The organism is Janibacter sp. HTCC2649 (genome assembly GCF_000152705.1).
Taxonomy (GTDB): Bacteria; Actinomycetota; Actinomycetes; order Actinomycetales; family Dermatophilaceae; genus Knoellia.
This window is the reverse complement of sequence record NZ_CH672413.1, coordinates 824,887-836,900: the sequence shown is the minus strand read 5'-3', so window position 1 is coordinate 836,900 and position 12,014 is coordinate 824,887. Positions and strand designations below refer to the sequence as shown.

The 12,014-nt window shown below is 67.8% G+C and carries 16 protein-coding genes; 14 read left to right on the top strand and 2 right to left on the bottom strand.

Annotated features, from left to right (window positions below; genetic code table 11):
- Nucleotides 1–3 precede the first annotated feature (3 nt).
- The 9 genes from JNB_RS04000 (at nucleotide 4) to JNB_RS03960 (ending at nucleotide 5,655) form a co-directional block, all read left to right on the top strand.
- Nucleotides 4–600, top strand: a complete 597-nt coding sequence (locus JNB_RS04000) for an NYN domain-containing protein (protein WP_009775128.1) — start codon at nucleotides 4–6, stop codon at nucleotides 598–600.
- Nucleotides 601–763: 163 nt separating this feature from the next.
- Nucleotides 764–1,324 carry an elongation factor P gene (gene efp / locus JNB_RS03995; protein WP_009775127.1) on the top strand — a complete coding sequence of 187 codons (561 nt, stop codon included), beginning with the start codon at nucleotides 764–766 and terminating at the stop codon, nucleotides 1,322–1,324.
- Between the two features lie 18 nt (nucleotides 1,325–1,342).
- Entirely contained in the window at nucleotides 1,343–1,753 is a 411-nt protein-coding gene (gene nusB, locus JNB_RS03990) for a transcription antitermination factor NusB (RefSeq protein ID WP_009775126.1), read from the top strand.
- 2 nt (nucleotides 1,754–1,755) lie between these two features.
- On the top strand, nucleotides 1,756–2,241 hold the full coding sequence (locus JNB_RS03985) for a GNAT family N-acetyltransferase (RefSeq protein WP_009775125.1): 486 nt from the start codon (nucleotides 1,756–1,758) through the stop codon (nucleotides 2,239–2,241).
- 37 nt (nucleotides 2,242–2,278) lie between these two features.
- Nucleotides 2,279–2,536, top strand: a complete 258-nt coding sequence (locus JNB_RS03980) for an Arc family DNA-binding protein (RefSeq protein ID WP_009775124.1) — start codon at nucleotides 2,279–2,281, stop codon at nucleotides 2,534–2,536.
- Complete coding sequence (locus JNB_RS03975; protein ID WP_009775123.1) at nucleotides 2,533–2,952, top strand: type II toxin-antitoxin system VapC family toxin; 420 nt, start codon at nucleotides 2,533–2,535, stop codon at nucleotides 2,950–2,952. Before JNB_RS03980 ends, JNB_RS03975 begins: the two co-directional genes overlap by 4 nt.
- A gap of 13 nt (nucleotides 2,953–2,965) precedes the next feature.
- Nucleotides 2,966–3,550: a dihydrofolate reductase family protein gene (locus JNB_RS03970; RefSeq protein ID WP_009775122.1), complete on the top strand. Its 585-nt coding sequence runs from the start codon at nucleotides 2,966–2,968 to the stop codon at nucleotides 3,548–3,550.
- A 175-nt stretch (nucleotides 3,551–3,725) separates the two neighbouring features.
- Nucleotides 3,726–5,177 carry an APC family permease gene (locus JNB_RS03965; protein ID WP_009775121.1) on the top strand — a complete coding sequence of 484 codons (1,452 nt, stop codon included), beginning with the start codon at nucleotides 3,726–3,728 and terminating at the stop codon, nucleotides 5,175–5,177.
- Nucleotides 5,178–5,181: 4 nt separating this feature from the next.
- The gene (locus JNB_RS03960; protein ID WP_009775120.1) at nucleotides 5,182–5,655 is read left to right on the top strand and encodes a universal stress protein; all 474 of its coding nucleotides are present in this window, start codon (nucleotides 5,182–5,184) and stop codon (nucleotides 5,653–5,655) included.
- Here the strand turns inward: JNB_RS03960 and JNB_RS03955 are convergent, their stop codons facing one another.
- Nucleotides 5,656–6,663: a hypothetical protein gene (locus tag JNB_RS03955; protein WP_148232306.1), complete on the bottom strand. Its 1,008-nt coding sequence runs from the start codon at nucleotides 6,661–6,663 to the stop codon at nucleotides 5,656–5,658.
- A gap of 87 nt (nucleotides 6,664–6,750) precedes the next feature.
- Between JNB_RS03955 and JNB_RS03950 the strand changes: the two genes are divergently transcribed.
- Nucleotides 6,751–7,530 carry a methyltransferase domain-containing protein gene (locus JNB_RS03950; RefSeq protein WP_009775118.1) on the top strand — a complete coding sequence of 260 codons (780 nt, stop codon included), beginning with the start codon at nucleotides 6,751–6,753 and terminating at the stop codon, nucleotides 7,528–7,530.
- Here JNB_RS03950 and JNB_RS20860 read toward each other — a convergent pair.
- Nucleotides 7,511–7,705 (bottom strand): hypothetical protein, encoded by a 195-nt coding sequence (locus tag JNB_RS20860; RefSeq protein WP_040883573.1) that lies wholly within the window; start codon nucleotides 7,703–7,705, stop codon nucleotides 7,511–7,513. The two genes, JNB_RS03950 and JNB_RS20860, sit on opposite strands and share 20 nt — an antisense overlap.
- Before the next feature lie 216 nt (nucleotides 7,706–7,921).
- On the opposite strand from JNB_RS20860, the gene pyrR reads away from it, so the two are divergent.
- From pyrR to carA, 4 genes are read left to right on the top strand one after another with little or no spacing between them, the layout of a single operon-like run.
- Complete coding sequence (gene pyrR / locus JNB_RS03940; RefSeq protein ID WP_009775117.1) at nucleotides 7,922–8,524, top strand: bifunctional pyr operon transcriptional regulator/uracil phosphoribosyltransferase PyrR; 603 nt, start codon at nucleotides 7,922–7,924, stop codon at nucleotides 8,522–8,524.
- Nucleotides 8,521–9,567: an aspartate carbamoyltransferase catalytic subunit gene (locus JNB_RS03935; protein WP_009775116.1), complete on the top strand. Its 1,047-nt coding sequence runs from the start codon at nucleotides 8,521–8,523 to the stop codon at nucleotides 9,565–9,567. The genes pyrR and JNB_RS03935 overlap by 4 nt, the downstream gene beginning before the upstream one ends.
- Nucleotides 9,564–10,856 (top strand): dihydroorotase, encoded by a 1,293-nt coding sequence (locus JNB_RS03930; protein ID WP_009775115.1) that lies wholly within the window; start codon nucleotides 9,564–9,566, stop codon nucleotides 10,854–10,856. The genes JNB_RS03935 and JNB_RS03930 overlap by 4 nt, the downstream gene beginning before the upstream one ends.
- Nucleotides 10,856–12,013, top strand: a complete 1,158-nt coding sequence (gene carA, locus JNB_RS03925; RefSeq protein WP_009775114.1) for a glutamine-hydrolyzing carbamoyl-phosphate synthase small subunit — start codon at nucleotides 10,856–10,858, stop codon at nucleotides 12,011–12,013. Before JNB_RS03930 ends, carA begins: the two co-directional genes overlap by 1 nt.
- Nucleotide 12,014 lies beyond the last annotated feature (1 nt).

Genomic DNA, 12,014 nt, shown 5'->3' with positions numbered 1-12,014 from the left:
CGCATGGCCGCCCCGCACACGTCGTCCCCGTCCGAGAACGGTGGTGACCCCGTCATCACCTACGTCCTCGTCGACGGCGAGAACATCGACGCCACCCTTGGCACCTCGATCCTGGGTCGGCGACCCCAGCCCGACGAGCGACCGCGCTGGGACCGCCTCCTGTCGTTCGCCCGGGACACCTGGGACCAGGACGTCAAGGGGCTGTTCTTCCTCAATGCGAGTACGAGCATGCCGATGTCGTTCATCCAGGCGCTCAACGCGCTCGGGTTCACGCCGGTGCCGCTGTCCGGTGACGCCGACGTCAAGGTGGTCGACGTCGCCATCCAGAAGACGCTGCGCGCCATCCGCGACCGCGACGCCGACGTCATGCTCGTCAGTCACGACGGTGACTTCCTCGAGGAGATCGAGGGACTGCTCGATGACGACCGTCGCGTCGGTGTCATGGCCTTCCGCGAGTTCCGCAACAGTGGCTTCACCGCCTTGGAGGCGGACGGGCTGGAGACCTTCGACCTCGAGTACGACGTCAAGGCGTTCACCTCGCCGCTGCCGCGCATCCGGGTCATCCCGATCGGCGAGTTCGACCCGTCGCAGTTCCTCTGAGCCGCGCCCTACCGAACGCCCTCGCCGCCCGCAGATTCGGGCGACGGGTCGTCGACGGATAGACTCGCCGACGCAATCCCAGCACCAGAATTTCCGTGACGTCGTCATGCGCCTGCGCACACGGCATACCGAATCTTGTCAATCTCATCGAAAGTGAACTCACGTGGCATCCACGAACGAACTCAAGAACGGCCTCGTCCTCAACCTTGAGGGTCAGCTGTGGACCGTCATCGAGTTCCAGCACGTCAAGCCCGGCAAGGGCCCGGCCTTCGTGCGGACCAAGCTCAAGCACGTGCTGTCGGGCAAGGTCGTCGACAAGACGTTCAACGCTGGCACCAAGGTCGACACGGCCAACGTGGACAAGCGCAACATGACCTACCTCTACCACGACGGCACCGACTACGTGTTCATGGACGGCGACACGTTCGACCAGATCACCGTGACGCCCACCGTCGTCGGTGACGCCGCCAAGTACATGCTCGAGAACCAGGACGCCATCGTTGCGCGTCACGACGGTGTGGTGCTCTTCATCGAGCTGCCCGCCTCGGTCGTCCTCGAGATCCAGTACACCGAGCCCGGCCTCCAGGGCGACCGCTCGACCGGCGGCACCAAGCCGGCGACGCTCGAGACCGGCGCCGAGATCGGCGTCCCGCTCTTCCTCAACACCGGCGACAAGGTCAAGGTGGACACGCGCGACGGGTCCTACCTCGGCCGAGTCAACTGATCGGCGGACGCTCCACACATGGGTGCCCGCACGAAGTCGCGCCGCCGCGCCATCGACCTCCTCTTCGAGGCCGAGCAGCGCCAGGTCAACGCCACCGAGCTCCTCAAGGAGCGCCTCGCCACTCCGGTGACCGAGGCTCCGCTCAACGAGTTCACGGCCAACCTGGTCACGGGCGTGGTCGACAACTGGTCGCAGATCAACGACCTGCTCGCCACCTACTCCCAGGGCTGGTCCGTCGAGCGCATGCCCGCCGTCGACCGCGCCATCTTGCGCGTGGGTGCCTTCGAGGTGCTCTTCGGTGAGGTGCCCGAGGGTGTCGCGATCGCCGAGGCCGTGGCCATCGCCACCGAGCTGTCCACCGACGACTCACCGAAGTTCGTCAATGGCCTGCTCGCCCGCCTCGCCGAGGTCAAGCCGACCCTGGCCTGACGATGCCCGTACGTCCCGCGACGGCCGCCGACCTTTCGAGGTTGGCGGCCGTCGAGGCGTTGGGGGACGCGTTGTTCGAGACGGTCTTCGGCCCGCTCGACTGGCCGGCGCCGCTGTCGGGGGAGGAACGCGCGGCCGAGCCTGGGTTCGTGCTGGTCGTGGGGGAGCCCGTGGTGGGGTTTGCCCACGTCCTCGAGCTGGGCGGTGGCTGGCATCTTGAACAGATTGCCGTCGACCCAGCGCACGGTCGCCGTGGTCTCGGGTCGGCTCTTCTCGATGGCGTATGCCGTGAGGTCGCCTCTCGAGGTGGGCGTGCGGTTACCTTGCGCACGTTTGCCGACGTGGCGTGGAACGCGCCGTTCTACGCGCGGCATGGGTTCGTCGAGCTTGAGGCGGAGCCAGAGTGGATGGGGCCGCTGCGCGAGGCCGAGGAGCGGATCGGGCTGATGCGTCTTGGAGGCCGCGTCGCCATGGTGCGTGAGTGCTAGCATTGACAGCACTTGTTGAGCGACAGGGGTGAGGACGATGAGCACACTGACCATCCGCAAGGTGGACGAAGAAGTGAAGAAGCGCCTGCAGGTCAGGGCTGCCGAGAACGGTCGGTCGATGGAGGCCGAGGTGCGAGCGATCCTCGGCGAAGCGGTCGCCGGGGGCAAGCCGAACGAGGTCTCACTCGGTGAGGTCATGGCGGAGTTCCGACGCCGAACAGGTGGGGTAGAGGTCGACCTACCGCCGCGGGACGACATGGATGACAGCGACCGGCGGATTCCGGATTTCTCGTGATCGTGCTCGACACGAACGTCGTCTCGGAGACGATGCGGGCGGATCCGGACGGACGAGTGGCGGAGTGGATGGACACGGTGCCTTGGCGCCAGACCCACATCACTGTGATCACCGTTGGAGAACTGCTCCAGGGAGCCTTCCAATTGCCCGACGGGCGCAGGCGAGATGCGCTCGAAGCCGAGATCGATGCGGCGCTCATGACCTTCGATGGACGAGTGCTCGATGTCGATGCGCGAACTGCTCCCTACTTCGCAACCATCCGGGCCTCGCGGCGTCGTGCCGGTCGACCCATCGGCATCTCGGACGCCTGGATCGCGGCCGTCTGTCGGCGTCATGACGTCCCGTTGTTGACGCGCAACGTCACGGACTTCGAGGGCACGGGCATTGCCGTCATCAACCCGTGGGAGCCGGCCTGACAGGATCGGGCGCATGCGCAAACTCGTCTACTTCGTCGCTGTCACGCTCGATGGATTCATCGCCGGACCGGACGGGGGAGACCCGAGCGGGGCGGAGTTCTTCCCGATCACGCCGGATCTCATCGAGTTCATCGTGGCGAACTATCCCGAGACGTTGCCCGGGCCGGCGCGCGACGCCATGGGGATCGCGGGGGAGGGCCGGCACTTCGACACGGTCATCGAGGGGCGGGCTTCCTACGACCTTGGCCTGGCTGCCGGACTCGCTGACGCCTATCCGCACCTGCGCCATCTCGTGGTCTCCACCTCGCTCGCGGGGCGCGACGACCTGCCCGTCGAGGTCGTGCCGGCCGACCCGTTGGCTCGCGCGCGGGAGCTCAAGGCCGAGGACGGCCTCGACATCTGGCTCGTCGGAGGCGGCACCCTCGCCCACGCCCTGTTGCCCGAGATCGACCAGCTCGTGCTCAAGGTCAACCCGTCGGTCATCGGCTCCGGGATCCCCTTGTTCGCAGGGGAGTTCACGCAGGCACGCTTCACTCCGGTCGGCCAGGTGGACCTCGCAGGCGGTGTCCGCGTCGTCACCCTCGATCGCACTTCCTGACGCGGGGCCGTGAACCGTCCCTTCGACACATCCCCGCGTTCGTGCAGGTCACAGACCTGAGGGACGGTCAGGTCGTGGCCAGGTCACTCCCGTTGTCTCACCGCGCGATCCCGACCGGCCGTTGTTAGGGTCGACGGATCGAGCTCGCCGACGCGGGCAGGAAGCGGGTCCCCGTGTGATTGACGAGACCGACGCCCAACCGCTCGCGGCGGACAACGACGACGGTCTGAAGAGGTCCATCACCGGACGGCTCCTCTTCTTCTATGTCCTCGGAGACGTCCTCGGGTCGGGGATCTACGTCCTCATCGGGCTTGTCGCCGCCGCCGTCGGAGGGGCGTTCTGGATCGCCTTCGCGGTCGGCATCACGATTGCGACGATCACCGGGCTGGCCTACGCCGAGTTGGTGACGAAGTTCCCGCAGGCGGCTGGGGCTGCGCTGTACGTCAACAAGGCCTTCGGCAATCGGGCCCTGACGTTCCTGATCACGGTGTGCATGCTCTCCGCGAGCTTCGCTGCCGCCGGATCTCTCGCCACGGGGTTCTCGAACTACTTCAGCCAGGTGTGGGATCTGCCGCCGGCGCTGCTCATCACGCTCATCTTCATCCTTGTCCTGGCGGTCGTGAACTTCATCGGCATCACCGAATCGGTCGTGGCCAACATGGTCATGACCTTCGTGGAGATCGCTGGTCTCGTCATCGTCGTCATCATCGGCATCGTCTACGTCGCCCAGGGCAAGGCGGACTTCGGCACCCTGGCCCAGTTCGACACCGGCGACCAGAGCCCGATCTTCGCCATCATCGCTGGCGTGGCACTCGCATTCTTCGCCATGACCGGCTTCGAGAATGCGGCCAACGTCGCGGAGGAGACCGTCGAACCGTCACGGACCTTCCCGCGCGCCCTCATCGGCGGCATGCTGACCGCCGGTGTCATCTACGTCGTGGTCGCAGCCACGGCGGCGCTCGTGGTGCCGGTGGGTACCCTCGCGGACTCGGATGCCGCGCTCCTCGAGGTCGTCAAGGCAGGCGTCCTGCCCGTGCCCGTGGGAGTCATGACCATCCTCTTTGCCGTCATCGCCATGACCGCCATCACCAACACCACGCTCGTCGCCGTCGTCACCCAGTCGCGCATTCTCTACGGGATGTCCCGCGAGGATGTCGTTCCCGGAGTCTTCGGTCGTATCCATGCCAGCCGTCGCAGTCCGTGGGTGGCGCTGAGCTTCGCCGCTGCCGTGGTGTGCGGCCTGCTCATCATCGGCGCGGTGCTCAACAAGGTCGGTGTCGGCGTCGACGTCGTCGAGCGGCTCGCCCTGGTGACTGTTGTCTTCACGCTCTTCATTTACGCGCTCGTGATCTTCTCTGCGCTCAAGCTGCGTGGTCAGGAGGAGCGTGAGGACGTCTACCACGCCCCGACCGTGCTGCTCTGGGTGGGAATCGTGGGCAACATCCTGCTGCTCGGCTACGTCGTCATCGACGACCCGGGCTCGCTCATCTGGTGTGCTGGGCTGCTCGCCCTCGGTGGAGCGCTGTTCGTCGCAGAGCTGATCTTCGGGCGGCCGGGTCACCGTGGGGGCCCATCAGAGGCTCGGCCAGCAGACCTGTCAGAACTCGACCCGAAGAACGGACTGTGACGACATGCACGTCATCATCGCGACCGATGGCTCCAGGCAGTCGCTGACTGCGGCGCGCTTTGCCACGACCGTGCTCGACGCCACCAAGGTCACGGAAGTGTCGGTGCTGGCGGTCGTCCGCCCGCTCGCCGCGGTGTCCTTCTCGAACGAACTCGGCGCGGCGAGCAAGCCGAAGTCGGCCGCCGAGGGAGCCTCCTTCAGGGCGGAGGCCGAAGCCGCGACGGATGTCGTGGCCGAGGTCTTCGAAGGCTGGGGGCCCAAGGTCCACAGGCGGACCCGAAGTGGATCCCCGGCCAACGAGATCATCAAGGCTGCGACTCAGCTGGGCGCCGGCCTCATCGTGGTGGCCAGCGGCTCGCGAGGGATCAGTGAGACGGTGTTGCTCGGCAGCACGGCTCAGCGCGTGCAGCAGTACGCCCCATGCCCGGTGCTTGTCGTGCGACCGGCCAAGAAGCCTCGACGGCCAGCGAGGTCCTGATCAGGGGCCGAGGCGGCTCAGGGCCTCGGCCTGCTCCTCGCGGAAGCGGCGGGCATTGCCCAGTTGCCACGCGACGGAGCTCCTGCTGAAGTAGGCGGCTCCGTTGTCGCGGCCCCGCTCGCCGTAGACCGCGCGGACCAGGTCGGCGTCGCTCATGGTCGTGACGTCCCGGCCGGCCACGGCGCGCGTGAAGATGTTGTCCGTGGCGTTCCGGTGCTGCACCGCTGTGGACCAGAGAACGTCGCGCACGACGGGGTCACGGCCCTCGAGGTTGATGCCCGGGAGCGCCCGCTCGACCGCCGCGACCTGCGGGTCGTAGTGGCTGTACTGGATGTAGTCGTGCTGGATCTGGCCCCACTGGGCACCGTCCGTCGCGGCGATGTTGCGCCACGCCTGGCTGAAGGCTGCTGACCCTGGAGCCGCGTTGCCCAAGCGTGCGCCAAGGTCTGGGTGCTCGCGACGCAGCCAGGTGCGGAACTCGCCGGCCGAGCCCATCGTCGACGACAGCTGGTAGGTCCCGTAGGAGACGCCACCGCGATCACCGCGTCCTTGGGAGACGGTGCCGGGGTCCCCGTTGGACTCGTAGCGTCGGCTGAGGCTGCCCAGGTCGCCACCGGCGGTCTGGGTGCCGGCCGCGCCCGTCTGTTCGGTCCCTGCGGCCGCCGCGCCGAGAGCCCCCGTCGCGGCGGTGGACGCCGCCGCCCCAGTGGTCGAGCCGGCACCACCTGGCCCACCGCTGACCCGATCCTGGTCAGCGGCCTGACCCTCGATCGTGCCGGCCGCGGTCGTCAGGGCGTCGGCAGCTCGCAGCAGAGCCGGGTGGTAGTGACCGCTCCAGCTGTCGAGGAAGGTCTGCTGGTCGCGTCCGGCCCACCCCAGGGACTGAAGCTGCTGGGTCGTGGTCGCGCCCTGACGGCGCAGCTGTTCGCCGACGGTGTCCAACTGGGTGCGCAGGCGGCGCAGGGCTTCGGTGTCGGCGCCGAGGAAGGTCGCGGTGGTCTCGCTCATGGCGTCCACTGTGGCCATGCCGGGCACGACCGACAAGGCGCGAGGGGCCGGAAAATTCCGCTTCGTCGCCCCTGAGAGGATCGGCGCATGGCATCGGCTGACGAACGCAACGAGGCGTGGGAGGCCTGGAAGGCGTCACCGTGGGGTCGCCTCCGTTTTGCCCTCATCGGCGACGCGATCGACGAGGCCATCGCAGAGTTCGGTGATCGGACCCTGCGGATCCTCGACGTCGGGGGCGCTGACGGCTTCGAAACCCTTCCGTATGCCATCCGCGGACACCAGCTGACGGTGGCCGATCCTGCGGAGGGCTTTTTCGACCGGGGCAGAGAGGCTGCCGAACAGCTCGGAGTCTCCGACCGCGTGCGGTGGGTGTCAGCGGGACTGGAGGAACTGCCGATGGCGGGTGACACGGCATACGACGTCGTTGTCTGTCACTTCGTCCTGCACTATCGACCGGCGGGCAGCCTCGGTGCAGACGTGGCGACGCTGTCGCGTCTGACGGCTCCGGACGGGGTCATCTCGATCGCCTGTCCCAACGAGGCGGGGCTGGTCCTGCGAACCCTCACCCGCGAAGGTCCGGCCGCAGCGCGCGCCGAACTCGACGAGACGACCCAGTTCAGCCACACGTTCGGTCACGACTCGCAGAAGGTGGGTCGGGAGGAGGTGGCTGCAGCTCTGCACGAGAACGGGCTGGTGGAGACCGAGTGGATGGGGGTGCGGATCGCCAACGACCTCATTGTCCACGACGAGATGAAGCACGACCCCGTCTACTTCCAGCAGCTGCTCGCACTGGAACGTGACCTCTGTCGCCGCGATCCCTACCGCGGGATCGCGGCGCTGTGGCAGCTCACCGCGAAGCGGCTGTGACAGGAACCCGGGCGCCGAAGACGACCTCGGGCCAGGCGGCCCGGGCGAGCCACGCTCGGTAGGTGTCCGCGTCCGCGTCGCGGGGCGGGAAGAGGGGCGCCCGACCGGAGTCCGCCTGCGCGGCGCCGGCACACGTGTTGCCAGAGGTGGATGTCGTGAGCGTTGGCGGGTGCACGGTGCCTCCTTCGGCTGGGAACGTGCAGCCAGTACATCACAACATGTTGGGGCAGGCATAGCACTGCGTTATGTCATCTCACCAACCAGACACACGAACGGGGCGCTTTGGGGCAGGGCGGGTCCAGTCGCTACAGTGAGGCGACCGACATCCTTTAACGACCTGTCCCGTGAGGCAGGGAAGGAGGTCACGACACTGATGTGTCCTGACAATGCTGTGCCCCAGAGTCCCCAGAGTTCAGAGAAGCTCCAGAGCTCCTCGAGTGAGACCGACCCCGCGACTGACGGGAGGACGGTCCTCGGAGCATCCGACATCTCGCGGGCGTTGCGTCGCATCGCCCACGAGATCCTCGAAGCCAACAAGGGCGCCGACGGCCTCGTCCTTCTGGGGATCCCCTCTCGCGGAGTGCCCCTGGCCCGTCGACTCGCCGCGATCATCACCGAGTTCGAAGGCAGCCACGTCCCCGTGGGAAGCCTCGACATCACGATGTACCGCGACGACCTGCGCCGCCAACCCACGCGAGCGCCGATGCCGACGCAGATTCCGGAGTCCGGGGTCGACGGCAAGACGGTGGTGCTCGTCGACGACGTCCTCTACAGCGGACGGACCATCCGTGCGGCGCTCGACGCGCTGGCCGACCACGGTCGACCGGCTGCGGTGCGGCTCGCCGTGCTCGTCGACCGCGGTCACCGTGAACTCCCCATCCGTGCCGACCACGTCGGCAAGAACCTCCCCACCTCCCAGACCGAGAAGGTCCGCGTGCGCCTCGCCGACTTCGACGAGGCAGACAGCGTGACGATCACCGGAGGCGCACGATGACCCAGACCAAGAGCCAGACGCAGACGCGTATGCCGCGCCACCTCCTCTCGATGGCCGACCTGGACGCCCAGGGCATCCGGACCATCCTCGACACGGCGACCCAGATGCACGACGTGCAAAAGCGCGAGGTCAAGAAGATCCCGACGCTGCGCGGACGCACGATCATCAACCTCTTCTTCGAGGACTCCACCCGCACCCGCAGCTCGTTCGAGATCGCGGGCAAGTGGATGAGCGCCGACACCATCAACATCACCGGCAAGGGGTCGTCGGCCTCCAAGGGTGAGTCCCTGCGCGACACGGTGCGCACCATCGACGCCATGGGCGTCGACGCAATGGTCATCCGCCACGGCTCGTCCGGAGCCTGCCACCAGGTGGCCGGATGGGTGGACGCCCACGTCATCAACGCCGGCGACGGCACCCACGAGCACCCGACCCAGGCCCTGCTCGATGCCTACACGATGGAGCGCCGACTCGGCTCGCTCGAGGGCAAGCACGTTGCCATCGTCGGCGACCTCACCCACTCGCGCGTCTTCCGCTCCAACATCATCTCGTTGCGTCGGCTCGGCGCCGACGTCACCGTGGTCGCTCCGCCAACGCTCATGCCCAGTGGCATCACGACCTGGGCCGAGCGCGACGGCTTCGCGCTCGACTACGACCTGAACAGCGTCCTGCAGGGCAGGGCGTCCGCGGGTCCGATCGACGCGTTGATGATGCTGCGTGTCCAGAAGGAACGCATGAGCGGTGGCTACTTCCCGACGGCGCGTGAGTACACCGTCGGCTACGGCCTCACTCGCGACCGCCTCCGCTGGCTCACCGACGCCAACCCCGAGGTCGTCATCTGCCACCCCGGCCCGATGAACCGCGGCCTCGAGATCAGCGCCGACGCCGCGGACGCCGCGCAGAGCCTGGTCCTCGACCAGGTGAGCGCCGGCGTCGCAGTGCGGATGAGCGTGCTCTATCACCTTCTGGCAGGCGAGGACTCGCCCACCGAAGTCGGGGCGACCACAGAGACCACAGTGACCACAGAGGGGAGTGCGGCATGAACCGGCTGCACATCACGGGGGCCCGAGTCCTGGGGAGCGACGCCAGCGACGTCCTCGTGCTCGAGGGCCAGATCGCGGCGATCGGCACCGGACTCGACGTGCCGCAGGGTGTCGAGACCATCGACGCCGACGGGCTCGCCCTCCTCCCCGGCTTCGTCGACCTCCACACCCACCTGCGCGAGCCCGGGCGCGAGGATGCCGAGACCATCGAGTCCGGTGCAGCCGCGGCGGCCGTCGGGGGCTACACGGCGGTCCTCGCGATGGCGAACACCAACCCGGTGACCGACACCGCCGAGGCAGCGGAGCGCATCCTCGACCTCGGGCGCGCAACCTGGCTCGTCGAGGTCCAGCCCATCGGTGCCGTCACCAAGGGCCTGGCCGGCGAGGAGCTCGCCGAGCTCGCCCTCATGCACCGCTCGCGCGCCAACGTCCGCGTCTTCTCCGACGACGGTCGCTGTGTCCACGATGCGCGCGTCATGCGCCGCGCCCTGGAGTACGTCCGAGCCTTCGGTGGGGTCGTGAGCCAACACAGCCAGGACCCCGACCTCGCGGGCTCGAGCGCCTGTTGCCACGAGGGTGAGCTCAGCGGGCGGCTCGGTCTTCCCGGTTGGCCGGCCGTCGCGGAGTCGAGCATCATCGCCCGCGACGCCCAGCTCGCCCAGCACACGAACTCGCGGGTCCACGTGGCCCACGTGACCACGGCCGAAGGCGTCGAGGTCGTCCGCTGGGCCAAGGCCCGGGGCATCGACCTGACTGCCGAGGTCACGCCGCACCACCTGCTCCTCACCGAGGATCTGGTGAGTGGCTACGACCCGACGTTCAAGGTCAACCCGCCGCTGCGGCCGATCGAGGACGTCGAGGCGCTGAGGACGGCACTGGCCGACGGCACCATCGATGCCGTGGCCACCGACCACGCGCCCCACGCCCGTCACGACAAGGAACACGCCTTCGTCGACGCGGCCTTCGGCATGCTCGGCCTCGAGACCGCATTCGCCGTCGTGCACGACACGATGGTCCGCAACGGTGCCCTGGACCTCGCCGGCCTCGCCGACCGCATGTCCACGGCGCCCGCGCGGATCGCCGGCCTGGGCGACCATGGACGAGCCATCGAGGTGGGTGCCCCCGCCAACCTCGTCCTCGTCGACACCGAGGCCAACCAGACAGTGGACGCATCGGCATCAAAGTCGTTGTCCCGCAACAATCCGTGGCATGGCATGAGCTTCACAGGTGCCGTCCACACGACGATCCTGCGCGGCAGGGTCACGGCTCGTCAGGGAGAGATTTCATGATGGACAACACCCGCGAACCGGCAGTCCTCGTCCTCGAGGACGGACGCACGTTCACCGGACGCTCCTACGGCAAGCACGGCGAGACCGTCGGCGAGGCCGTCTTCTGCACGGCCATGACCGGCTACCAGGAGACGCTCACCGACCCGAGCTACCACCGTCAGGTCGTCGTCATGACGGCTCCACACGTCGGCAACACCGGCTGGAACGACGAGGACGACGAGTCCTCGCGCATCTGGGTCTCCGGCTACGTCGTGCGCGACCCCGCCCTCCGGCCGTCGAACTGGCGCTCGCAGCGATCCCTCGAGGACGAGCTCGTGTCCCAGGGCGTCGTGGGCATCTGCGACATCGACACCCGCGCCCTCACGCGCCACCTGCGTGAGCGTGGCGCGATGCGGGTCGGCATCTTCTCCGGAGACGACGCGCGTATGCCGTCCGCCCAGCTTCTCGAGCGCGTCACCGCCGCGCCCGAAATGGCCGGCGCCTCGCTGGCCCAGGAGGTCAGCACGGACAAGGCCTACGTCGTCAGGGCCGTGGGGGAGAAGCGCTTCACCGTGGCCGCCATCGACCTCGGCATCAAGGCGATGACGCCGCAGCGCATGTCCGAGCGGGGCATCGAGGTCCACGTCCTCCCTGCGAGCTCGACGTTCGCCGACATCACGGCCATCGACGGCCTCGACGGAGTCTTCTTCAGCAACGGTCCCGGTGACCCCTCGACCGCCGACCACGAGGTCGGTGTCCTGCGCGAGGTGCTCGCCGCGGGGATCCCGTACTTCGGGATCTGCTTCGGCAACCAGCTGTTCGGACGCGCCCTGGGCTTCGGCACCTTCAAGCTCAAGTACGGCCACCGCGGCATCAACCAGCCGGTCATGGACCGCACGACGGGCAAGGTCGAGGTCACGGCTCACAACCACGGCTTCGCGGTCGATGCACCCCTGGACGTTGAAGGCACAGTGACCGGACTCGGGGTTGTGCGCGTCTCGCACATCTGCCTCAACGACGACGTCGTCGAGGGGCTCGAACTGCGTTCTGGCACAGGCGAACTGAAGGCATTCTCGGTCCAGTACCACCCGGAAGCCGCAGCGGGACCGCACGACGCGGCATACCTGTTCGATCGGTTTGTCGATCTGCTCAACTCAAACCAGAAGGTGAACGCCTGAC